This is a genomic window from Porphyromonas levii DSM 23370 (genome assembly GCF_000379925.1).
Classification (GTDB): domain Bacteria; phylum Bacteroidota; class Bacteroidia; order Bacteroidales; family Porphyromonadaceae; genus Porphyromonas_A; species Porphyromonas_A levii.
Window position 1 is genome coordinate 1 of record NZ_KB904235.1, and the last position, 23,451, is coordinate 23,451.

The window sequence follows — 23,451 nt, forward strand, 5'->3', positions numbered from 1 at the left end:
TCAGAACACCATCATAGGTGGGCTCCCCTTGTGCTTCTGCTCTCTTATTGAGCTTTTTATTGATAAAGGTCTGTATGGGGCGCCAGTCAATAAGAATATCAACTTGCTCTAAGAAGCCATTACGTGCTTTGGCTCGTCTCTGCTCTGTGAAAACTTCTACAAAACTTGGATTATCGTTGGATGTACTCTTGAAAGACATATGGAATCAGTAATTATTCCTTGTTAAACATATACAAATATACTGATAACCAATGAGATAAACAAGTGTTTAACGCAGTTTTTTGTGCAACAGTCTCTGTATATTCTCTAGCAAACCTTAAATATTGGGTGAAAATAGGGGAAAGTGAGGGCTGTGGTAGATAATTGCTGAAAAGTTTGGCTAATTAGTAATAAATGCCTAACTTTGACCCCGAAAAGGTGATTGTGGTGCGTAACCCATGCGCTTCAATTGAAAAGGGAACCCAGTGAGAGTCTGGGACTGAGCCCTCAGCTGTATATTCTGTAAGACAGCTTTGCCTTCTATAAAGTCACTGTGGATAGAGCCTCCGTAAGGTGGGCGATTCATGGGGAGACTGCAAAGCGACAACCTTGGTTGACAGAATGAGTCAGAAGACCTGCCTTTTTGGATGATGGTTTTTTTGTTTTCGGGGATTTGAAGGCAAAACACGACATTTGTACTAAGACTGAGTTTTTGTTGTTGCTACTAGCAGAGGAGCATCATTGCTTCTTATAGCAAACCCGTACATTCCTTGTCGAAAGGAATCTAGTGGCATTTGGTATCTGGCTCTGTATCTAGTCTTTTTAGTGTTTCGATTATATCTCCTAGCAAAAAATGATGGTGACTGAATAGTAGTAGATATATTGATACAAACCACTCTAAGAAGTACTGATATGAAGACAAGAGAAGAGTACATTGAGAGCCTGAGAAAGCTAAATCTAAACGTATGGTTTATGGGTAAGAAGATCGATAACCCAGTAGACCATCCTATGATCAGACCATCCCTCAACTCATTGGCTATGACCTATGAGCTTGCACAGCAAGATGAGTACAAGGATGTGATGACGGCTACTTCTTGCCTCACAGGTAAGAAGATCAACCGATTCTGTCATATCCATATGAGTACTGAGGACCTCGTGAATAAGGTAAAGATGCAGCGCCTTTTGGGTCAGAAGACTGCTTCATGTTTCCAGCGCTGCGTGGGTATGGATGCCTTCAACGCTGTATGGAGTACCACTTATGAGATGGATGAGGCCTTGGGTACTGACTACCACCAGCGCTTCAAGAAATACCTTGAGTATGTGCAGGAGAATGACCTCGTAGTAGACGGTGCTATGACCGACCCTAAGGGTGATCGTAACTTCTCTCCATCTCAGCAAGAGGATCCAGACCTATACGTTCATATCGATGAGATTCGCCCCGACGGTATCGTCGTTACTGGTGCTAAAGCACACCAGACTGGTTCAGTTAATTCTCATGAGCATCTTATCATGCCTACTTGCACCATGAAGGAGGAGGATGCAGACTATGCAGTTTCTTTCGCTATCCCAAGTGACGCTGAGGGTGTGACCATCATATATGGTCGTCAGTCTTGCGATACTAGGAAGATGGAGCCAGGAGCGGAGATAGACCTTGGTAACGCTCAGTTCGGTGGTCATGAGACACTCTTCGTAATGGATCATGTCTTCGTTCCTAATGATCGTATCTTTATGTGCCGTGAGTATCAGTTCTCTAATATGCTGGTAGAGCGTTTTGCTGGTTACCACAGACAGTCTTACGGTGGATGTAAGGTAGGTGTAGGTGATGTACTTATCGGTGCTGCTGCACTTGCTGCCGACTATAATGGTGTACCAAAGGCTTCACATATCAAGGATAAGCTGATAGAGATGGTACACCTCAATGAGACCCTCTATAGCTGCGGTATCGCATGTTCTGCCGAGGGTAAGCCTACAGCATCAGGTAACTATCTGATTGATATGCTTCTTGCCAATGTCTGCAAGCAGAATGTTACCCGTCTGCCTTACGAGATTACTCGTCTGGCTGAGGATATCGCTGGTGGTCTGATGGTGACCATGCCATCTGAGGCCGACCTTAAGCACGATGAACTTGGTCCAATCATCAAGAAATACTTGGTAGGTGCTAAGGGTACTGCTACTGTTAATCGTATGCGTGTGCTTCGCCTTATTGAAAACCTTACCCTCGGTACTGCTGCAGTGGGTTATCGTACAGAGAGCCTACACGGTGCTGGTTCGCCACAAGCTCAGCGTATTATGATTTCTCGCCAGTGCAATATGGAGGCTAAGAAACAATTGGCTAGGAACATCGCAGGAGTAGACACCTCTCTAGATAGTAGGGAGAAGTAAACTGAAATGCAAGACATCAATACTCATATATCCCAAGAAACTGTTGCCGCCGTGCTTGCAGAACGAGTTAGACCTCGTCTGCAAGCACATGGGGGCGACATACATCTCATAGATATCGAGGGTACTACCGTGAGGCTAAAAGTCTCGGGCGCTTGCCAATCTTGTCCTTCACTCAGTGATACCATTGAGGAAGTTATCTTGCAGGCTGTGCAGGAGAGTCTTGGAGTCCCATCTCTCAAGGTAGAGGTAGATAGAGGAGTAAGTCGGAATTTAATCCAAGAGGCTCTGAAGATTATTCGTAGATAGTTAAATATCATATTTCCAACCGATTATATGGACTGGAACAACTTAGATAATGTTCCGCAGGTCACTGCGGAAGAGGCGGTTGCACACATAAAAGACAACGATCTAGTGGTCGTGGCACATGCCGCTGGAGCACCACAATTGTGTGTGGATGCGCTAATCAATAATTACGAAGCGTACCACAATGTGAGGGTATTCCACATGCTCACACTGGGTAAAGGTATTTGCAATGCTCCTGAGATGGAGGGGCATCTGCATCATATTACCAACTTTATTGGTGGAAATATGAGACAGGCCATGAAGGAGGGGAGAGTAGACTTCTTCCCTGGGTACTTCTCTGAGGTGCCTAGTCTGATGGCTCCAGGAGAGCTATTGGATCCTGATGTAGCTCTGATACAGGTCTCTTATCCTAACGAAGAAGGGTATTGTAGCTACGGTGTTTCATGTGATTACACCAAGCCAGCAGCCCAGAATGCTAAGATTGTGATTGCAGAGATGAATCGTCAGATGCCGTTTGTAGGCGGTGATAATCTCATTCACATCTCTAAAATAAATTATATCGTAAAGGCGGATTATCCGCTGCATACTATTGCCCCAACAGAGATAAAGGAGGTAGAAGAAGCTATAGGAAAGAACTGTGCCCAGCTTGTAAAGGATGGCGACACCCTTCAGCTAGGTATTGGTGCCATCCCTGATGCTGTACTGCTATTCCTAAAGGACAAGAAAGATCTTGGTATCCACTCCGAGATGGTCTCTGATGGTATTCTAGAGCTAGTGAATGCAGGGGTCATCAATGGTAGTCGTAAGCAGATAAATCCTGGAAAGATTGTAGCTACCTTCTTGATGGGTACTCAGGCACTCTATGACTTCGTTAATGGCAATGATAGTGTGGAGATGTATCCTGTGGACTATGTCAATGATCCTTTTGTGATCGCACAGAATGACAATGTGGTGAGCATCAATAGCTGTGTGGAGGTTGACCTCATGGGGCAAGTCGTCTCGGAGAGTATCGGGTTGCGACAGATTAGCGGTCCTGGTGGTCAGGTAGACTTCGTTCGTGGAGCTGCAAGATCTAAGGGCGGTAGAAGCATTATTGCTATGCCATCTACAGCAAGCCGTGGTGCCTTATCACGTATCGTGCCACTTATCGCAGAGGGCGCAGCAGTGACTACCCCACGCAACGATGTGGACTATATTGTGACAGAGTATGGTATTGCTAAGCTCAAAGGCAAAACCCTACGGGAGAGAGCCAAGGCTCTTATCGCTATCGCTCATCCACAGTTTAGGGCAGAGCTAGAGGCAGCTTATGCCGAAAGGTTTGAAAAATAATCTATTTCTATATACTAATATGCAACTATTCAAGCTAAAGACGACTATTGATCGCTTCGAGTCATTCGCAGAGTTTGCAGAGGCTTTCAATCTTGGAGAGAGAGATTTGGTAATCACCAATGACTTCCTATATGAGCCTTTTATGAAGGCTTGTAACCTCAAGTGTCACTTCGTGATGCAGGAGAAGTATGGTGTGGGAGAGCCATCCGACGAGATGATGAATAAGATACTCCATGACGTGCAAGACAAGGAGTTTGATAGAGTCATCGCTATTGGTGGTGGTACTGTAATAGATATCTCTAAGCTCTTTGTGCTCAAGGGACTCAAGGATGATGTGTTACTTGCCTTTGACCGCAAGCTGCCACTAGAGAAGGGCAAGCAGCTTATCGTAGTGCCTACTACTTGTGGTACTGGTAGTGAGGTAACTAATATCTCTATTGCAGAGATAAAGAGTAGGGGGACCAAGATGGGTCTTGCCGATGATGCTATCGTAGCTGATAATGCAGTGATTATCCCTGAGCTACTTAAGGGATTGCCATTTAAGTTCTACGCATGTAGTGCAATCGATGCACTGATTCACGCAGTAGAGGCATACGTGTCTCCTAAGGCTAATCCATACACTGAGATATTTAGTGAGGCGGCTTGGCGCATTATCATCGATGTCTTCCGTAAAATCAAGGAACGTGGAGAGACCTTCCGCTTTAGTGCTATGGGAGAGATGATTATGGCAAGTAACTTTGCAGGTATCGCTTTCGGTAATGCTGGCGTGGGAGCAGTCCATGCGCTTTCATATCCTCTAGGTGGTGCTTACCATGTTCCTCACGGTGAGGCCAACTATCAGTTCTTTACCGAGGTATTCATGGTCTATGAGCAGAAGGAGCCTAATGGTCGTATTGTGGAGCTCAAAGAGAAGCTCGCTAAGGAGCTTGTGTGTGAGCCATCTGAGGTGTTCGCCGAGATGGATAAGCTTTTGTCAGCACTTATCTCTAAGAACGAGCTCCATACCTATGGTATGAAGGAGGAGGAGATTGAGGGCTTCGCAGATGCTGTAATAGCTACTCAGCAGAGGCTTCTTGCCAATAACTATGTGCCTCTGACTAGGGATGAAATAAGAGATATTTATAAGAAATTGTTCTAGCCAAAATAATCAACATTATACTAACATTATGGATATTAAGGAGATGGTGGCACTCGCAAGGGTGGCACAGCAGGAGTTTGAGAGGAAGTTCGACCAGCAGAGTACAGACCATGTAGTAAAGGAGCTCTGTAAGGTGGTTTATGACAATGCCGAAATGCTAGCTCGTGAGGCCGTAGATGAGACTGGTATGGGTCGCTACGAAGATAAGGTAGCTAAGAACCGCAATAAGTCTAAGGGCGTTTGGAGTAACCTTCAGGGCAAGAAGACAATGGGTGTAATAGGTGTTGAGGAAGGTACAGGTCTTATGAAGATTGCTAAGCCTGTGGGTGTTGTATGTGCAATCACTCCTACAACCAATCCTATCGTGACCCCAATGGCAAATATCGCTTTCGCACTGAAGGCAAAGAATGCTATTATCGTTTCACCTCACCCACGCTCAAAGAATTGCTCAGGGCATACGATAGAGCTTATCAAGGCAAAGCTAAAAGAGCTAAAGGTGCCTGAGAACTTGGTACAGTATCTAGAGACTCCAGGTCTTGATGAGACTCAGGAGCTTATGTCGCTAGTGGATGTAGTAGTCGCTACTGGTGGTATGGGTATGGTGCACTCTGCTTACTCATCTGGAAAACCTTCTTTCGGTGTAGGTGCAGGTAATGTGCAGGTAATCATCGATGAGAATATCAATGACTTCGACGAAGCTGCTGATATCATTATCAGAGGTAGGTCTTTCGACAATGGTATCATTTGCTCTGGTGAGCAGTGCTTCATCTATCCTGAGAAATATAAGGAAGAGATCTTCGGTGCATTCAAGCGTAATGGTGCTTACTTCGTTCCTGAAGAGTATCATGACCAGGCTGTGAATACCATCTTCAAGAATAACGCTATCAATCGCGATGTAGTTGGTAAGGATGTTGAGATCATCGCTAAGATGATTGGTATAGAGATTCCAGAGGGAACTCGTATCCTCGTAGTGCCTGCCAAGGGAGTAGCTACTGCCGACCTTATCTGTAAGGAGAAGATGTGCCCAGTTATGACTTGTCTGCCTTACCAGCACTTTGACGAGGCTATCGCTATCGCTAATGAGAACCTCAATATGGAGGGTAGCGGTCACTCTGCAGGTATCCATTCTAATAACCAAGGTAATATTATCAAGGCAGGTAATGATATTAAGGTGTCTCGCCTTATTGTGAATGCACCTTGCTCTATTACGGCAGGTGGTTCTATTCAGAACGGTTTGTCAGTAACCACCACTTTGGGTTGCGGTAGCTGGGGTAACAACTCTATCTCAGAGAACCTAACTTACAAGCACCTCATGAATATCACGCGTATCGCACGCATGTCCACAACTATCACTGTGCCAACAGACGAAGAGATCTGGGCAATGAACTAAAGCGAAGGAAAAAGAATATATTATGAACGAAAAGCCAAGTGTCCAGGTACTAAATGATGTGGTAGTACGATTTGCAGGAGACTCTGGAGACGGTATGCAGCTAACTGGCTCAATCTTCTCTGATGTCTCTGCAATATTGGGCAATCAGATATCAACATTCCCTGACTACCCTGCGGAGATTCGTGCTCCAAAGGGTAGCCTTGGGGGCGTATCGGGATTCCAAGTGCGTATCGGAACTGAAGGGGTCTATACTCCTGGTGACTATGCAGATGTATTGGTCGCCATGAACCCCTCGGCTCTCAAGGTCAATACCAAGAATATCAAGGAAACAGCTACCATTATCATTGATAGCAGTGCTTTCGATGAAGCGGGGCTGAAAAAGGGAGAATACAAGACGGACAATCCATTTACAGAGCTTGGACTGAACCATGTTCAGGTGCTTGAAGTGCCTATCTCTGAGATGGTTCGAGATGGTCTCAAGGATACAGGTATGGACGTGAGGGCTATTGATAGGAGTAAAAATATGTTTGCTCTAGGTCTTATTCTCTGGCTGTATAATAAAGAGATAGCACCAGCAGAGCAGCAGCTCCAGAAGAAGTTCTCAAAGAAACAGGAGGCACTCAAAGCCAATCTGAAGATTCTTACCGATGGATATAACTATGGGCATAATATCCATGCTACGACCACTACCTATCGTATCGAAGGGCGTGATCAGAAGCCAGGCAATTATACCGATATCAACGGTAACACTGCAACCGCTTATGGTTTGGTGGCTGCAGCAGATAAGGCTGGTCTAGGTCTATTCCTCGGTAGTTATCCTATCACTCCTGCTACAGATATCCTTCATGAATTGGCTAAGCTAAAGCATCTCGGGGTTAAGACGGTGCAAGCAGAGGATGAGATCTCGGGTATTTGTACTGCTATCGGAGCCTCTTATGCTGGATCGCTGGCTGTGACCACAACGTCTGGTCCGGGTCTCGCTCTTAAGAGTGAAGCGCTGGGCTATACGGTGATGGCAGAGCTACCACTTGTCCTTATCGATGTGATGAGAGGTGGTCCTTCTACTGGTTTGCCCACCAAGAGTGAGCAGACAGACCTCCTACAGGCGTTACATGGACGTAATGGAGAGAGTCCATTAGTGGTGATTGCAGCGACTTCGCCTAATGACTGCTTCGACGCCGCATTTACTGCTGCTAAGATTGCTGTTGAGCACATGACTCCTGTGATATTGCTCACAGATGCCTTTATTGGTAATGGTGCTTCGGCTTGGAGAATACCTGACTTAAGCACTTATCCTACTATCACTCCACGTTATGTACAGGAGTATTACAAGGGAGATAAACCTTGGACTCCTTATATGCGTGACGAGAAGAGCCTCGTTCGGTACTGGGCTGTCCCTGGTTCAGAGGGGTACATGCACCGTGTTGGTGGTCTCGAGAAGCACAGCGATACTGGAGCTATCTGTACTGAGCCAACGAACCATAGCAAGATGGTTCAATTCCGTCAGGAAAAGATTGCACGTATTGCTGAGGAACTTCCATTACTCGAAGTTTATGGTGATGAATCGGCAGATACTCTCGTTGTTGGTTGGGGTAGTACGTATGGACATATCCTTTCTGCTGTAGACCAAATGGAGAAGGATGGTAGAGGCGTGGCAATGACTCACTTCAAGTTTATCAATCCACTACCTAAGAATACTGAGGAAGTTCTCAGACGATATAAGAATATCGTTATTGTTGAGCAGAGTATGGGTCAATTTGCTCAGTTCATTTCTGGTCAGATCAGCGGTCTCAATATCTTTAGATACAATAAGGTTGAGGGACAGCCTTTGAAGGTCGAAGGTATTGTTGACTTTGTCAATCAGATCCTAAATGGCAGCAATAAATAACTAGTAGGAGTATAATGCAATGAAGATAAATCAGGTAAACGGGGCAAAACCCAATGGTCTAAAGTACGAGCCAAGGGACTTTAAGAGTGCTGGTCCTGTGAAGTGGTGTCCAGGATGTGGCGACCATGCCATCCTCAATTCACTTCATAAGGCGATGGCAGAGCTTGGTGTCGCTCCTCATGAGACAGTGGTTGTGAGTGGTATCGGGTGTTCGTCTCGTCTGACATACTATATGAACACTTATGGTATGCATACGATTCACGGACGTGGATCTTCTATCGCCACTGGTGTCAAGGTAAGTAATCCAAACCTCAGTGTGTGGTCTGTATCTGGCGATGGCGATGCTCTGGCAATTGGCGGTAACCACTTTATCCATGCGATTAGGCGTAATGTAGATCTTAATATCATCCTTATGAATAATAAGATTTATGGCCTTACCAAAGGGCAATATTCTCCTACAAGTGATAGAGGGTTTGTATCTAAGTCTTCTCCATTTGGTACGGTGGAAGACCCTTTTATCCCAGCGGAATTGGTTTTGGGTGCAAGGGGAAACTTCTTCGCTCGTACTATTGACGTAGAGTTGGCGCTTACTAAGGATTGTTTGCTCTCGGCAGCAAAGCACAGAGGTGCGGCTGTTGTGGAGGCTTTGGTCAATTGTGTTATCTTTAATAATGGTATCCATAAGCAGTATTCCGATAAGGAAGTGCGTGACGATATGACCATTGTGCTCAAGCAAGGCGAGCCTATGATTTACGGTAAGGATCGTAATAAAGGTCTTGTTTTGGAGGGCTTTGAACTCAAGAGCGTGACAATTGGAGAGAATGGTGTGAAACTAGAAGATATTCTGGTGCACGATGCGACTACGCAAAATCATGTGTTGCACTCTTTGCTGGCAATGATGCATACCCAGCCAGGGATGCCAATTGCCCTCGGAGTAATTCGGGATGTAGAGGCTCCAGCATATGATTTTGAAGTGTCTCAGCAATTGATTGAGGTACAAGAGCGTAATCCTGATCAGGATATCCAGAAACATCTAAATCATCTCACTCGTTGGGTTGTAGAGTGAGTTACTAACTGCAGTCCTATGCTAACGCAATTGTAGATACGATATTGGATAACTGCAGAGAGAGTTGTGAGGTGGTGGCATAGTTGCGTAACTGTGCCGCCATCGTTATATATGCGAGAGCATTATTTACTTTGTTCCCGATTTGCTCATGGTGCGTATTATTCCTTATTATATCCTTATTGGTTAGTGTGGGACCTCCTCTGTATAGTGTGTATTTATATTATATTGTGTGGAGGATATAATGAGTAGGATCAAAAAACTTTGGGAAATGTTTGGTGGAAAGAAATAAGTTGCGTATCTTTGCAACCAGTTCAGCCTACAATACTTGCTTGGCAAGGTTTGCTAGGAATGTAGGCGCTGTAATGGGCAGTTACCAGAGTGGCCAAATGGGGCTGACTGTAACTCAGCTGGCTTAGCCTTCGGTGGTTCGAATCCATCACTGCCCACTATAGGTCTTAAAGATGTTCTGCGTGTAAGCGGGCGTTTTGGGAAGTTTGCGGAAGTAGCTCAGTTGATAGAGCATCAGCCTTCCAAGCTGAGGGTCGCGGGTTTGAGCCCCGTCTTCCGCTCACATTGTTTGTGATTGCCAATGTAGCTCAGTGGTAGAGCACTTCCTTGGTAAGGAAGAGGTCCCGGGTTCAAATCCCGGCATCGGCTCAAGAGAATATGAGGGACAAGGTGCGTGGAGTGGGTGCGTAGAGAGTCGTATAGATGATACTTAACTCTGCGCTAAGAGAATGGTAGAATGCCTTAGAGTGTTGCTGTTGCTTCTTGCGTCTTGACTGAGATGTAATATAAACTCAAATATATTTTATTGTTATTGAACTATGGCAAAAGAACATTTTAACAGGTCGAAGCCACACGTGAATATCGGTACGATAGGTCACGTGGATCACGGTAAGACTACTCTTACTGCTGCTATTACTACTGTGCTTGCAAAGGATGGTTTCACTGAGCTTCGCTCTTACGATTCTATCGATAACGCACCAGAGGAGAAGGAGCGTGGTATTACTATCAACACCTCTCACGTAGAGTATGAGACTGCTAACCGCCACTATGCACATGTTGACTGCCCTGGTCACGCCGACTATGTAAAGAACATGGTAACTGGTGCTGCTCAGATGGATGGTGCAATCATCGTGGTTGCTGCTACAGATGGTCCTATGCCACAGACTCGTGAGCACATCCTTCTAGCTCGTCAGGTGAACGTGCCTCGTCTAGTTGTGTTCATGAACAAGTGTGATATGGTTGACGATGAGGAGATGCTTGATCTCGTGGAGATGGAGATGCGTGAGCTTCTTAGTTTCTATGAGTTCGATGGCGATAACACTCCTATAGTTCGCGGTTCTGCTCTTGGTGCTATCAATGGCGAAGCTAAGTGGGAGCAGTCAGTCCGTGATCTTATGGAGCAGGTTGATGCTTGGATTCCACTTCCTCCACGTGATATCGATAAGCCATTCCTAATGCCAGTAGAGGATGTATTCTCAATCACTGGTCGTGGTACTGTAGCAACTGGTCGTATCGAAACTGGTGTTGTTAATACTGGTGACGAGGTTGATATCATTGGTCTTGGTGCAGACAAGATGAAGTCTGTAATCACTGGTGTAGAGATGTTCCGTAAGATTCTTGATACTGGTGAGGCTGGAGATAACGTAGGTCTTCTCCTTCGTGGTATCGATAAGGATGAGATTAAGCGTGGTATGGTACTCTGTAAGCCAGGTAGTGTGAAGCCACACTCTCGTTTCAAGGCTGAGGTGTATGTACTTAAGAAGGAAGAGGGTGGTCGTCACACTCCATTTAAGAACAAGTATCGTCCACAGTTCTTCATCCGTACGCTTGACGTAACTGGTGAGATCACTCTTCCAGAGGGTCAGGAGATCGTAATGCCTGGTGATAATGTAACTATCGAGGTAGAACTTATCTATCCAGTAGCTTGTAACATCGGTCTTCGCTTCGCAATCCGCGAGGGTGGTCGTACAGTAGGTGCTGGTCAGATCACTGAGCTTCTTGACTAATATTAGGTCGGAAGACAGAGAAAATAATAATTGAAGTGTATGGAGTGGGGGAGAGCCACTCTCCCCCGCTTTATCACTTCTTATACACGGGCATAGCTCAGCTGGTAGAGCACTGGTCTCCAAAACCAGGTGTCGTGAGTTCGAATCTTACTGCCCGTGCTTTTTTATAGGTATATAAGATACAACGGTTATATGGCTAACCCAGAGAAGAAATCCAATTTCTTTGTAAGAGCTGTCTCTTACGTTCGCGATTCTTTTGAAGAGTTGCGTTATAAGGTGACTTGGCCTACCAAGAAGGAGCTTTCGAGCAGTGCAATACTGGTTCTATTTGCTTCCATAGTTATGTCAGTATTCATTTTCTTGGTGGACAAGGCGTTCGAATTTATTATGACTAGTATTTACGGATTTCTTGCCTAATTGTTAGGAGAGAAATTTATAGCTACTATTGAAGTTTATTTTGATGGAAGACCAGCAGATGCATTACTACGTCCTTCGTACCATTACTGGTAAGGAAAAGGACGTAGCTGATTATATCGAGAGCATGAGGGATGCTGTGCCTGTGCTTAGAGAGCATGTAGGTGAAGTATTAGTGCCAATGGAAACCTACTACCAGCTGAATAAGACAGCTAAGGGTGGTAGAGTTGAGCGTACTCGTCCTTATTACTCTGGATATGTGTTCGTGCAGGCTCGTTTGGTGGGTGAAACGAAGTTTACTCTTCGTCGTATTCCTAATGTATTAGGTTTTTTGGGCTTAGACGATGATAATCCTGAGGTTTTGAGCCAAAGGGATGTTGACGAGATCAAGAAGCTTATTGATACTCTTCCAGAATCTTTGGATAGTAGCGAACTGAACTTCATTGAAGGCGAGCGTGTGAAGGTGGTCTTCGGGCCTTTCTCAGGCTTTTTCGGTGAAGTTACTGAGGTGCTTTCGGATCGTAAGCGCTTAAAGATACTTGTCAAAGTGTTTGGCAGAGAGACCTCTATGGAGGTGGATTTCGTGCAAGTGGAAAAGGAGAGTATGCCATAACTAGGGGATCAGTCTACTCTGAGGACGGTGTTACCAAAGTAGTTGTAAATGCTACAAGTCGTCTGGTAGTAGTGTCGCTGAGGCGAAGGCGATGAACCTATGTACTTGAATGTACTTTTCTACGAGTGAGTTTTTAATAAGAAAAAGTGTTTAATCATGGCAAAAGAAGTTGCTGGTCAGCTTAAACTGCAAATCAAAGGTGGAGCTGCTAATCCTTCTCCTCCTGTAGGTCCTGCACTTGGTTCTAAGGGAATCAATATCATGGACTTCTGTAAGCAGTTCAACGCCAGAACCCAGGATCAGGCTGGTAAGGTTCTACCTGTAGTCATTACTTACTACAGCGATAAGTCATTTGACTTCGTTGTAAAGACTCCTCCTGTAGCAGTACAGCTACTTGAGAAGTCTAAGAAGAAGAGCGGTAGTGCTGAGCCTAACCGAAAAAAGGTTGCTACCATCACTTGGGACGATGTAAAAGCTATTGCTCAGGATAAGATGCCTGACCTTAACTGCTTTACTATTGCAAGTGCAATGAAATTGGTAGCTGGTACAGCTAGAAGTATGGGTATCGCTGTGAAGGGCGCTTTTCCAGAGGATGTTCAATAATCAAGACCAATTGATGAATTATGAGTAAACTGACTAAAAATCAGAAGTTGGCCCTGAGTAAGATTGAGCCTGGAAAGGTATACACACTATCGGAAGCATCATCTCTTGTTAAGGAGATTACTACTACAAAGTTCGATGCTTCTGTGGATGTGGATGTCCGTCTTGGCATTGACCCACGTAAGGCTAACCAAATGGTACGTGGCGTAGTATCACTACCCCACGGAACTGGTAAGGAGACAAGGGTGCTGGTACTGTGTACTGCTGACAAGGAGACTGAAGCTAAAGAGGCTGGTGCTGACTACGTAGGTCTGGACGAGTATATCGAAAAGATTAAGGGTGGTTGGACTGATATCGATGTGATCATTACTATGCCATCTGTGATGGGTAAGATTGGTGCACTCGGTCGTGTCCTAGGTCCTCGTGGACTTATGCCTAACCCTAAGAGTGGTACTGTAACTAACGAAGTAGGTACTGCTGTGCGTGAAGTAAAGCAAGGTAAGATCGACTTTAAGGTAGATAAAGCTGGTATTGTTCATACCTCTATCGGTAAGGTGTCTTTCACCGCTGATAAGATTAGCGATAACGCTAGAGAGTTTATCAATACGCTTGTTAAGCTAAAGCCAAGTGCTGCTAAAGGTACTTATATCAAGAGTATCTTCCTGTCAAGTACTATGAGCCCAGGTATCAAGGTGGATCCTCGCTCCGTTGATGTGAAAGAGTAACTAACACCAGAGAAAAGGAGACACGCATAGTATATGAATAAGGAAAAGAAATCATCAGTAGTTAGCGACCTAGTCGGTCTGGTAGAGCAATATCCAAATTTCTACCTAGTCGACATAGAGGCGCTCCCAGCTGATAAGACAAGTGGTCTTCGTCGTCTTTGCTTCGATAAGGGAGTGAAGCTGATGATGGTTAAGAATTCACTTGTACGTGTTGCGCTTACTCAGATTGATGAGGAGAAGTTCTCTCCTATCTTTGAGTACCTAAAAGGAAATACTGCAATCATGTTTGCTGAGACTGCAAATGTACCAGCTCGCTTGATTAAAGATTTCGTTAAGGAGAATAAGCCTGCAGATGCTGACAAGAAGGCAAAGCCTGAGTTTAAGGCTGCATACGTACAGGAGAGTCTGTATCTCGGTGCTGACAAGCTAGAGGCACTTGTAAACGTGAAGAGCAAGGAGGAGCTTATCGGCGATATCCTATCCCTTCTCGATGGTCCAATCCAAGGTGTGGTTTCTGCACTGGATTCAGCTGGTGGTACTATCCATGGTCTACTCAAGACGCTCGAAGAGCGCGTTTGATTGACCATCGACAATATAACTGACGTGGAGGTCACTCCATGAAATAAGATTTAATTTTAAAGTATAAATACCATATTTACATATATAAGATTATGGCAGATATCAAAGCTATTGCTGAACAACTAGTAAACCTAACTGTAATCGAGGTTTCTGAGCTAAAGAATATCCTTAAGGACGAGTATGGCATCGAGCCTGCTGCTGCAGCTGTTGCTGTTGCTGCTGGTCCTGCTGCTGCTGGTGATGCTGCAGAAGAGAAGACTGCATTTGATGTAGTTCTTAAGTCTGCTGGTGCTGCTAAGCTACAGGTCGTTAAGGCTGTTAAGGAGCATATGGGCCTTGGTCTAAAGGAGGCTAAGGATCTAGTTGATGGCGCTCCTTCTAAGCTTAAGGAGGGTGTAGACAAGGCTGAGGCTGATGCACTTAAGGCTGCTCTTGAGGAGGCTGGTGCAGAGGTAGAGATTCAGTAATCTCACTTTGTTCTCCCTGTAGAATATACAGGTGATGGTTAAGAACCCACGAAAAATAGGTAGTGGGTTCTTAACCTTTTCGTGTCTTTGTTCGTTTTTGGCTTTTTAAGGTTTTTTATGTCCCCAAGAAATAGTACACAGAGAATAAGTTTCGCTTCGATTAAGAACCCTCTGGAATTCCCAGACTTCCTGGATATACAGTTGCAGTCATTCCGTGACTTCATGCAGCTTGATACTCCATCTGATCAGCGAAAAAATGAGGGTCTCTATAAAGTTTTTATGGAGAACTTCCCTATCCATGACACGCGCAACAACTTTGTGCTGGAGTTCTTGGATTATTTCATTGACCCACCAAGGTACACCATAGAGGAGTGCTTTACTAGAGGTCTCACCTATAATGTACCTTTGAAAGCTAAGATGAAGCTGTACTGTACAGATCCTGATCATGAGGACTTTGATACCTCAGTAATGGATGTGTATTTGGGACAGATTCCATACATGACTCCACAAGGTACCTTTATTATTAATGGCGCGGAACGTGTAGTGGTATCGCAGATGCACCGTTCACCTGGTGTATTCTTTAGTGAGAGCGTACACAACAATGGTACCAAGCTTTTTTCTGCAAGAGTTATCCCTTTTAAGGGCTCTTGGATAGAGTTTGCCACTGATATCAGTAATGTAATGTATGCTTATATCGATCGTAAAAAGAAGCTTCCTGTTACTACGCTTCTTCGTGCGATAGGTTATGAGGCTGATAAGGATATCCTTAATCTCTTTGGAATTGCCGAGGAGGTTAAAGTGACAAAGAGCAACCTCAATAAGCATGTGGGGAGAAAGATTGCTGCACGTGTTCTTAATAGTTGGGTAGAGGATCTTGTTGACGAGGAGACTGGTGAGGTGGTTTCTCTAGACCGTTACGAAATTATTCTTGATCGTGATGAGGAACTCACGGAGGATAATATCGAGCGCATTCTTGAGTCCGGTACAAAGACAATTCTTCTTCTGGCTGATTCTGAAACTGGTTTAGACTATAGTGTAATTACTAATACACTACAAAAGGATCCTTCTAACTCTCAAAAGGAAGCTGTGTATTATATCTATAAGCAGCTTCGTAGTCAGGATCCTGTGGATGAGCAGTCTGCGATGGAGGTGATTAATAACCTCTTCTTTTCAGACAAGCGTTATGATTTGGGTGACGTAGGTAGATATCGTATTAACAAGAAATTGAACCTTGAAATTGATGATACGATTAAGGTTCTTACTAATGAAGATATTTCTGCCATTATCCAGTATCTAGTTGCACTGAAGAATGGTAAAGCGGCTATCGATGATATCGATCACTTGAGTAATCGTCGCGTACGCACTGTAGGCGAGCAGCTTTCACAGCAATTTAGTATAGGTCTATCTCGTATGGCACGCACCGTAAGGGAGCGTATGAATGTACGAGATAATGAGGTGTTTACTCCTGTATACCTTATTAATGCTAAAACTATATCGAGCGTGGTCAATTCATTCTTTGGAACCAATCCACTCTCGCAATTTATGGATCAAACCAACCCTCTTGCTGAGATTACGCACAAGCGTAGGCTTTCAGCACTTGGTCCTGGTGGCATCAGTCGTGATCGTGCTGGTTTTGAGGTGCGAGACGTTCACTATACCCACTATGGTCGTCTCTGTCCTATCGAGACACCTGAGGGTCCTAATATCGGTTTGATTAACTCTCTTTGCGTGTATGCAAAGATTAATGAACTAGGCTTTATCTCTACTCCATACCGTAAGGTAGTGGATGGTAAGGTGGATTTCTCTCCTGAGGGTGTAGAGTATTATACTGCCGAGGCAGAGGAGGATAAAACTGTGGGTCAGGGTAATGCACCTCTAGATGAACAGGGAGCTTTCATAAGAGATACCGTTAAGAGCCGCTATGGTTCGGACTTCCCTGTAGTACCACCATCAGAGGTGGATCTTATGGACGTGTCTCCTATGCAGATTGCTTCTATAGCAGCTTCGCTCATTCCATTCTTGGAGCACGATGATGCTAACCGTGCACTCATGGGATCTAACATGATGCGTCAGGCTGTGCCACTTATCCAAACCGATGCTCCAATCGTGGGTACTGGTCTGGAGGGTGTCGTGATCCACGACTCTCGTAGTCAGATTTCCTCAGATCATTCAGGAGTGATTGAGTATGTAGATGCAAACGAGATTAGAGTGCGCATTGATCGTACCGAGGATGAGGAATTTGTTAGCTTTGACGATAACTTAGTCGTTTACAAGCTTCCAAAGTTCCGAAAGACGAATCAGAGTACTACTATTGACCTCCGTCCAATCGTGATGAAGGGTGATAGAATTGAGGCAGGTCAGATACTTACGGAGGGTTATTCAACTCAGAACGGAGAGCTAGCACTGGGTCGTAATGTAATGGTCGCCTATATGCCTTGGAAGGGATATAACTATGAGGATGCTATCGTGCTCAGTGAGCGTATGGTTCGTGAGGACTTTTTTACCTCTGTACATGTAGACGAATACAACCTAGAGGTTCGTGAAACCAAGCGTGGTGTAGAAGAGCTTACTAGTGATATTCCTAATGTAAGTGAAGACGCTACCAAGGATCTTGATGAGAGGGGTATTATCAGGGTCGGTGCTAGAGTACATCCTGGTGATATCCTAGTGGGTAAGATTACCCCTAAGGGGGAAAGTGATCCTACACCCGAGGAGAAGTTGCTCCACGCTATCTTCGGCGAGAAGGCAGGTGATGTAAAGGATGCGTCTCTTAAGGCTAATCCATCTCTGAGTGGTGTGGTTTACAAGACCTTCCTCTTCTCTAAGATTTTGAAGGGTCAGAATAGCCGTACTTCTACCCGTGAGCTTAAGAAGAAGCTTGAGGAGGATGAGGCAAGTGAGAAGGATCAGCTCAGAAAGACTATGATTTCTAAACTCTCTAAGCTTACAGCTCGTAAACTATGTAGAGGCGTAGAAGATTATATGGGCACCGTCGTTGTTGCTGAAGGGGTTAAGTTTAATAACACAATCCTTGAGCAGCTCAATTACGAGGAGATTGGTTTCGCCAATTGGACAGAGGATGATGAGAGTAACATGCTAATCAGTCAACTCCTAGGAAATTATATCAAGAAGCTCAAGCAGATAGAGAGTGACTATCGTCGTAAACAGTTTGACTCTACTCTTGGTGATGAACTACCTAACGGTATCATCCAGAATGCGAAGGTGCTTATCGCTAAGAAACGTAAGATTCAGGTCGGTGATAAGATGGCAGGTCGTCACGGTAATAAGGGTATCGTTTCTAAGGTGGTTCGTACCGAAGATATGCCATTCCTCGCTGACGGTACGCCGGTAGACCTCTGTCTTAATCCGCTTGGTGTGCCATCTCGTATGAACCTTGGTCAGATATTTGAGGCTGTATTGGGTTATGCTGGTAAGAAGTTAGGAGTTAAGTTTGCTACCCCTATCTTCGATGGGGCTTCGCTTGAAGACCTTAACAAGTGGACAGATAAGGCTGGTATTTCACGCAATGGACGTACCTACCTATACGATGGTGAGACTGGTGAGCGTTTTGATCAGCCTGCTACTGTTGGTGTTACTTACTTCCTCAAGCTAGGTCACATGGTTGACGATAAGATGCACGCCCGTTCTATTGGTCCTTACTCTCTGATTACTCAGCAACCACTTGGTGGTAAGGCTCAGTTCGGAGGTCAGCGTTTCGGAGAGATGGAGGTGTGGGCTCTAGAGGCTTATGGCGCAGCTCATGTGCTACAGGAGATGCTCACCATTAAGAGTGATGACGTTGTAGGTCGTTCAAAGGCCTACGAGTCTATCGTGAAGGGTAGCCCAATGCCAACTCCAGGTATTCCTGAGTCGCTCAACGTACTGCTCAACGAGCTTAAGGGTCTTGGCCTAAGCTTCGAACTACAGTGATATTCAGCACACCCCTTATTGATATAAAGAAAGAGATATGGCTTTCATTAGAGATACAAAGATAAAGTCCAACTTCAATCAGATTCGTATCGGTATCGCTTCCCCAGAAGAGATATTCGAAAACTCATACGGTGAAGTTACCAAACCTGAGACCATTAATTATCGTACATATAAGCCTGAACGCGATGGTCTATTCTGCGAGCGCATCTTCGGCCCAGTAAAGGACTACGAATGCCATTGTGGAAAATACAAGAGGGTACGCTACAAGGGTGTTGTATGTGACCGTTGTCAGGTAGAGGTTACAGAGAAGAAGGTGCGTCGTGAGCGTATGGGGCACATCAAGTTAGAGGTACCAATCGTACACATTTGGTTCTTCCGCTCTGTGCCTAATAAGATTGCTTACCTATTGGGTATCCCTGCCAAGAAGCTTGAGAAGATAATCTATTACGAAAGCTACGTGGTGGTTCAACCTGGACCATTTGAAGATCTTGCTGTAGGTGATTTGCTGACAGAGGAGGAGTACTTGGATCGTCTCCAAGCTCTTCCAGAAGGGAATGCAGAGCTCGAGGATGATGACCATGACAAGTTCCTCTCGGATATTGGCGCTGTAGCTATCCAGCAACTATTGGCAAGGGTTGACCTTGACACCCTCTCCTATGAGCTCCGTGCTAGGGCTTCTAAGGAGACATCTCAACAGCGTAAGAAGGAGGCACTTAAGCGACTTCAGGTCGTAGAGAGTTTCCGTGCAAGTCACGGCTATACTCGTCCAGAGTGGATGGTACTCGATGTAGTTCCTGTGATTCCACCAGATCTGCGCCCTCTCGTACCTCTGGATGGTGGACGTTTTGCTACTTCAGACCTCAATGAGCTTTACCGTCGTGTGATTATTCGTAACAATCGTCTTCGTCGATTGATTGAGACAAGAGCACCACAGGTGATTCTTCGCAATGAGAAGCGTATGCTTCAGGAGGCTGTAGATAGTCTCTTTGATAACAGCGGCAAGTCGGGTGCTGTGAAGAGCGACTCTAATCGTCCTCTTAAGTCTCTTACCGACTCTCTCAAGGGTAAGCAGGGACGTTTCCGTCAGAACCTTCTAGGTAAGCGTGTAGACTATTCTGCTCGTTCGGTTATCGTCGTAGGTCCAAACTTGAAGATGCATGAGTGTGGTCTGCCACAGGATATGGCAGCTGAGCTTTACAAGCCATTTATTATCCGTAAGTTGATAGAGCGTGGTATTGTGAAGACCGTAAAGAGTGCTCGCCGTATTGTAGACCGTCGCGAACCAGTTATCTGGGATATTCTTGAGAATGTGGTAAAGGGTCATCCAGTGCTTCTAAACCGTGCACCGACCCTACATCGTCTTGGTATCCAAGCATTCCAGCCTAAGCTAATCGAGGGTAAGGCAATCCGTCTGCACCCACTAGCTTGTACTGCGTTCAACGCCGACTTCGATGGAGACCAGATGGCAGTGCATTTACCTCTCTCCAACGATGCTATCCTTGAGGCTCAGTTCCTCATGCTAGCTTCACACAACATCCTTAACCCTGCTAATGGTACCCCTATTACTGTGCCATCACAGGATATGGTGCTTGGTCTATACTATATCACTAAGCTCCGTGATGAAGTTGAGGGAGAAGGCTATAAGTTCTACTCTCCAGAGGAGGCACGCATCGCTTACAACAATGGTAAGATCGATATTCATGCCAAGATTCAGGTAATGGTAGATGACCTAGATGAGGATCGTAACCCAATTAGACATCTTGTCGAGACCTCATACGGTAGGCTTCTTTTTAATAGCAAGGCTCCTGCCGAACTTGGTTACCTCAATCAGGTAATCGGAAAGAAGAGTCTGCGCACCATCATTGGAGATGTGATTAAGTATTGTGGTATTTCTCGTACATCACAGTTCCTCGATGATATTAAGGATCTTGGTTACTATATGGCCTTCAAGGGTGGTCTTTCCTTCAACCTTTCAGATGTGATTATCCCAGAAGAGAAGGGAGAGCTGATCCAAGAGGGATACGAGGAGGTTAGTGAGATTGTTGATGATTTCAATATGGGTAATATCACCAATAATGAGCGCTACAATCAGATCATTGATGTTTGGACAAATGTCAATAACAACCTCTCTGCAATCCTTATGAAGGAGCTAAAGGAGGACGATCAGGGTTTCAATCCAATCTTTATGATGATGGATTCTGGAGCTCGTGGTTCTGCCAACCAGATTCAGCAGCTTAGCGGTATCCGTGGTCTTATGGCTAAGCCACAGAGAAGTGGTGAAGGTGCTCAGACAATGGAGAACCCTATCCTTTCCAACTTCAAGGAAGGTCTTTCTGTGCTTGAGTACTTTATCTCTACCCACGGTGCACGTAAGGGGCTTTCAGATACGGCTCTCAAGACCGCCGATGCAGGATATCTCACCCGCCGTCTCGTGGATGTGTCGCAGGATGTGATTATTACCGAAGAGGATTGCGGTACACTCCGTGGTATTGTCCGTAAGGAGATCAAGGAGGGTAGCAACGTCGTAGCTTCACTCTATGAGCGTATCCTAGGTCGTGTGTCTGTTCATGACGTAATCCATCCAATTTCTGGAGAGCTCCTTGTAGCTGCTGGAGATGAGATAGACGAGATCAAGGCAGAGAAAATCCAAAGCTCACCTATTACAGAGGTCGAGATTCGTTCAGTACTCACTTGCGAAAGCAAACATGGAGTTTGTGCTAAGTGCTATGGTCGCAACCTCGCCCACAATCACCTTGTACAGAAGGGTGAGGTCGTAGGTGTCGTAGCCGCCCAGTCTATCGGTGAGCCTGGTACACAGCTTACACTCCGTACTTTCCACGCCGGTGGTGTGGCAAGTACCGATACCATCGAGCGTTTGATCAAAGCTAAGTATGATGGTATTCTTGAGATAGATGAGCTTCGAACCGTAGATGCTAAGGACGAAGAGGGTAAGTCATTCAAGGTGGTCGTTGGTCGTCAGGCTGAGATGCGTGTTATCGACCCACATACCCACATGACCCTCATCACCGAAAATATCCCTTATGGTGCAAAGCTTTTTATCGAGTCTGGTGTAGAAGTCAAAGCAGATGATATTATCTTTGAGACCGACCCATTCAATGCGGTTATCATTGCCGAGGCAGCTGGTAAGTTGCAGTACGAAGATGTTGTAGAGGGTTCTACTTTCCGCGTACAGACCGACTCCAATGTAGCTGCAGGTCACTCCGATCGTATCATCATTGAAAGTAAGGATCGTAACCTATCCCCAGCACTATCTATTACAGATAAGGAGGGAGATGTTATCAAGACCTATAACCTTCCAGTGGGTGCGCACTTAACAAAGAAACAGGGCGCAAGTGTCAAGGCAGGTGATATCCTTGTCAAGATCCCTCGTACCGTAGTCAAGTCTGGTGATATTACCGGTGGTCTACCTCGTGTCACTGAGCTATTCGAGGCACGTAACCCTACCAATCCAGCCGTTGTTGCTGAGATTGATGGCGAGGTAACTCTAGGACGTGTGCGCCGAGGTAACCGTGAAGTGATTGTCACTAGTAGTACAGGGGAAGAGCGTAAGTATCAGATTAGTCAGACACGTCAGCTCCTTGTACAGGAAAACGACTTCGTTCGTGCAGGTGAGCCATTGTCAGATGGTTCCGTATCACCTACTGATATCCTAGAGATTCTCGGACCTAATGCGGTACAGAACTATATCGTCAATGGCGTACAAGATGTCTACCGCAAACAGGGTGTGTCTATCAACGATAAGCACTTCGAGGTCATTGTCCGTCAGATGATGCGTAAGGTAGAGGTAATTGACGCTGGTGATACTAACTTCCTTGAGCAGCAACTCGTAGATAAGCTAGAGGTGCAAGAAGAGAATAGCCGTCTTTGGGGCAAGAAAGTAGTCACTGACGCAGGTGAATCTACTCGCTTCTTTGAGGGTCAGATTATCACAACTCGCCATCTACGTGAGGAGAATAGCCTACTCAAGCGTGCCGATAAGAAGACGATCGAGGTTCGTGATGCACTTCCAGCTACTACTAAGCAGGTGCTTCAGGGTATTACTCGTGCAGCACTACAGACCAATAGCTTCATGTCGGCAGCATCCTTCCAAGAGACTCCAAAAGTGTTGAATAATGCTGCTATCGAAGGAAAGGTTGATAAGCTAGAAGCTCTAAAGGAGAATGTCATCTGCGGTCACCTCATTCCTGCTGGTACAGGTCTTCGTGAATACGATAAGATTGTAGTGGCATCTAAGAGTGAGATGGAGAGTAAGCGCCTTTTGGAAGCCTCTCGAAACGCTTCTCGCATGGAGGACATTGTAGTGCCAGACTAAACACTACCTCAATTTGAAATGATAAAAGCCCTGAGAGCGTCACAGCTCTGTAACTCTCCCAAAACGGGCGTGTAAGGAGAGAATAAAATAGCCTGTAGGTACGATTTGGCACCTACAGGCTATTTTGTGTCTCGGTGTCTTTTTGAGTTAGACTTCTATGTGACCTGGGAGGAGGTTGATTATTTGTAACTCTCCCAAAACGGGCGTATTGTGGCGGTTTATTAGTAACTCTCCCAAAACGGGCGCGTAAGGAGAGAATAAAATAGCCTGTAGGTACGATTTGGTACCTACAGTCTATTT

16 protein-coding genes, 4 tRNA genes, 1 pseudogene and 1 riboswitch are annotated in these 23,451 nt (G+C 45.3%); of the genes and pseudogenes, 20 read left to right on the forward strand and 1 reads right to left on the reverse strand.

From position 1 onward, the window contains the following. Positions 1–199, reverse strand: a pseudogene (locus A3GG_RS0102420) (IS5 family transposase); the annotation flags it as partial. Between the two features lie 199 nt (positions 200–398). After that, positions 399–636, forward strand: a riboswitch (cobalamin riboswitch). 255 nt (positions 637–891) lie between these two features. Between A3GG_RS0102420 and A3GG_RS0102425 the strand changes: the two are divergent. From A3GG_RS0102425 to rpoC, 20 genes are all read left to right on the forward strand, one after another. Further along, the gene (locus A3GG_RS0102425; protein WP_018357738.1) at positions 892–2,361 is read left to right on the forward strand and encodes a 4-hydroxyphenylacetate 3-hydroxylase family protein; all 1,470 of its coding nucleotides are present in this window, start codon (positions 892–894) and stop codon (positions 2,359–2,361) included. Positions 2,362–2,367: 6 nt separating this feature from the next. After that, positions 2,368–2,667, forward strand: coding sequence for a NifU family protein (locus A3GG_RS0102430; protein WP_018357739.1), 300 nt, complete (start codon positions 2,368–2,370; stop codon positions 2,665–2,667). Between the two features lie 27 nt (positions 2,668–2,694). After that, the gene (locus tag A3GG_RS0102435; RefSeq protein ID WP_018357740.1) at positions 2,695–3,993 is read left to right on the forward strand and encodes an acetyl-CoA hydrolase/transferase family protein; all 1,299 of its coding nucleotides are present in this window, start codon (positions 2,695–2,697) and stop codon (positions 3,991–3,993) included. A 19-nt stretch (positions 3,994–4,012) separates the two neighbouring features. Then, a complete protein-coding gene (locus tag A3GG_RS0102440; protein ID WP_018357741.1) occupies positions 4,013–5,131 on the forward strand; it encodes a 4-hydroxybutyrate dehydrogenase in 1,119 nt (372 codons plus the stop codon). A gap of 28 nt (positions 5,132–5,159) precedes the next feature. After that, positions 5,160–6,521: an aldehyde dehydrogenase family protein gene (locus tag A3GG_RS0102445; protein WP_018357742.1), complete on the forward strand. Its 1,362-nt coding sequence runs from the start codon at positions 5,160–5,162 to the stop codon at positions 6,519–6,521. Positions 6,522–6,543: 22 nt separating this feature from the next. Continuing rightward, positions 6,544–8,409 carry a 2-oxoacid:acceptor oxidoreductase subunit alpha gene (locus tag A3GG_RS0102450; protein WP_018357743.1) on the forward strand — a complete coding sequence of 622 codons (1,866 nt, stop codon included), beginning with the start codon at positions 6,544–6,546 and terminating at the stop codon, positions 8,407–8,409. Between the two features lie 19 nt (positions 8,410–8,428). After that, positions 8,429–9,475, forward strand: coding sequence for a 2-oxoacid:ferredoxin oxidoreductase subunit beta (locus A3GG_RS0102455; RefSeq protein WP_018357744.1), 1,047 nt, complete (start codon positions 8,429–8,431; stop codon positions 9,473–9,475). A gap of 364 nt (positions 9,476–9,839) precedes the next feature. Further along, positions 9,840–9,921 (forward strand) — tRNA-Tyr (locus tag A3GG_RS0102460). 50 nt (positions 9,922–9,971) lie between these two features. Then, positions 9,972–10,044: transfer RNA gene (locus A3GG_RS0102465), tRNA-Gly, on the forward strand. Between the two features lie 16 nt (positions 10,045–10,060). Continuing rightward, positions 10,061–10,132, forward strand: a tRNA-Thr gene (locus A3GG_RS0102470). Between the two features lie 170 nt (positions 10,133–10,302). After that, positions 10,303–11,490: an elongation factor Tu gene (tuf, locus tag A3GG_RS0102475; protein ID WP_018357745.1), complete on the forward strand. Its 1,188-nt coding sequence runs from the start codon at positions 10,303–10,305 to the stop codon at positions 11,488–11,490. Positions 11,491–11,576: 86 nt separating this feature from the next. Continuing rightward, positions 11,577–11,649: transfer RNA gene (locus A3GG_RS0102480), tRNA-Trp, on the forward strand. 33 nt (positions 11,650–11,682) lie between these two features. Further along, positions 11,683–11,907 (forward strand): preprotein translocase subunit SecE, encoded by a 225-nt coding sequence (secE, locus tag A3GG_RS0102485; RefSeq protein ID WP_018357746.1) that lies wholly within the window; start codon positions 11,683–11,685, stop codon positions 11,905–11,907. A 43-nt stretch (positions 11,908–11,950) separates the two neighbouring features. Further along, the gene (nusG, locus tag A3GG_RS0102490; protein ID WP_018357747.1) at positions 11,951–12,517 is read left to right on the forward strand and encodes a transcription termination/antitermination protein NusG; all 567 of its coding nucleotides are present in this window, start codon (positions 11,951–11,953) and stop codon (positions 12,515–12,517) included. A gap of 156 nt (positions 12,518–12,673) precedes the next feature. Beyond that, entirely contained in the window at positions 12,674–13,120 is a 447-nt protein-coding gene (rplK, locus tag A3GG_RS0102495) for a 50S ribosomal protein L11 (RefSeq protein ID WP_018357748.1), read from the forward strand. A gap of 20 nt (positions 13,121–13,140) precedes the next feature. Continuing rightward, positions 13,141–13,842: a 50S ribosomal protein L1 gene (gene rplA / locus A3GG_RS0102500; protein ID WP_018357749.1), complete on the forward strand. Its 702-nt coding sequence runs from the start codon at positions 13,141–13,143 to the stop codon at positions 13,840–13,842. 33 nt (positions 13,843–13,875) lie between these two features. Next, positions 13,876–14,421 (forward strand): 50S ribosomal protein L10, encoded by a 546-nt coding sequence (gene rplJ / locus A3GG_RS0102505; RefSeq protein WP_018357750.1) that lies wholly within the window; start codon positions 13,876–13,878, stop codon positions 14,419–14,421. A gap of 92 nt (positions 14,422–14,513) precedes the next feature. Next, complete coding sequence (gene rplL / locus A3GG_RS0102510) at positions 14,514–14,888, forward strand: 50S ribosomal protein L7/L12 (protein ID WP_018357751.1); 375 nt, start codon at positions 14,514–14,516, stop codon at positions 14,886–14,888. Positions 14,889–15,005: 117 nt separating this feature from the next. Beyond that, positions 15,006–18,818, forward strand: coding sequence for a DNA-directed RNA polymerase subunit beta (rpoB, locus tag A3GG_RS0102515; RefSeq protein WP_026215555.1), 3,813 nt, complete (start codon positions 15,006–15,008; stop codon positions 18,816–18,818). 37 nt (positions 18,819–18,855) lie between these two features. Then, positions 18,856–23,151, forward strand: coding sequence for a DNA-directed RNA polymerase subunit beta' (rpoC, locus tag A3GG_RS0102520; RefSeq protein WP_018357753.1), 4,296 nt, complete (start codon positions 18,856–18,858; stop codon positions 23,149–23,151). Positions 23,152–23,451 lie beyond the last annotated feature (300 nt).

Bases quoted from the DNA above. Each gene is read 5' to 3' on its own strand.
- A3GG_RS0102425 (WP_018357738.1), top strand. From the start codon at position 892: ATGAAGACAAGAGAAGAGTACATTGAGAGCCTGAGAAAGCTAAATCTA.
- A3GG_RS0102455 (WP_018357744.1), top strand. From the start codon at position 8,429: ATGAAGATAAATCAGGTAAACGGGGCAAAACCCAATGGTCTAAAGTAC.
- A3GG_RS0102445 (WP_018357742.1), top strand. From the start codon at position 5,160: ATGGATATTAAGGAGATGGTGGCACTCGCAAGGGTGGCACAGCAGGAG.
- A3GG_RS0102430 (WP_018357739.1), top strand. From the start codon at position 2,368: ATGCAAGACATCAATACTCATATATCCCAAGAAACTGTTGCCGCCGTG.
- tuf (WP_018357745.1), top strand. From the start codon at position 10,303: ATGGCAAAAGAACATTTTAACAGGTCGAAGCCACACGTGAATATCGGT.
- A3GG_RS0102440 (WP_018357741.1), top strand. From the start codon at position 4,013: ATGCAACTATTCAAGCTAAAGACGACTATTGATCGCTTCGAGTCATTC.
- A3GG_RS0102450 (WP_018357743.1), top strand. From the start codon at position 6,544: ATGAACGAAAAGCCAAGTGTCCAGGTACTAAATGATGTGGTAGTACGA.
- nusG (WP_018357747.1), top strand. From the start codon at position 11,951: ATGGAAGACCAGCAGATGCATTACTACGTCCTTCGTACCATTACTGGT.
- rplL (WP_018357751.1), top strand. From the start codon at position 14,514: ATGGCAGATATCAAAGCTATTGCTGAACAACTAGTAAACCTAACTGTA.
- rpoB (WP_026215555.1), top strand. From the start codon at position 15,006: ATGTCCCCAAGAAATAGTACACAGAGAATAAGTTTCGCTTCGATTAAG.
- rpoC (WP_018357753.1), top strand. From the start codon at position 18,856: ATGGCTTTCATTAGAGATACAAAGATAAAGTCCAACTTCAATCAGATT.
- rplA (WP_018357749.1), top strand. From the start codon at position 13,141: ATGAGTAAACTGACTAAAAATCAGAAGTTGGCCCTGAGTAAGATTGAG.
- secE (WP_018357746.1), top strand. From the start codon at position 11,683: ATGGCTAACCCAGAGAAGAAATCCAATTTCTTTGTAAGAGCTGTCTCT.
- rplJ (WP_018357750.1), top strand. From the start codon at position 13,876: ATGAATAAGGAAAAGAAATCATCAGTAGTTAGCGACCTAGTCGGTCTG.
- rplK (WP_018357748.1), top strand. From the start codon at position 12,674: ATGGCAAAAGAAGTTGCTGGTCAGCTTAAACTGCAAATCAAAGGTGGA.
- A3GG_RS0102435 (WP_018357740.1), top strand. From the start codon at position 2,695: ATGGACTGGAACAACTTAGATAATGTTCCGCAGGTCACTGCGGAAGAG.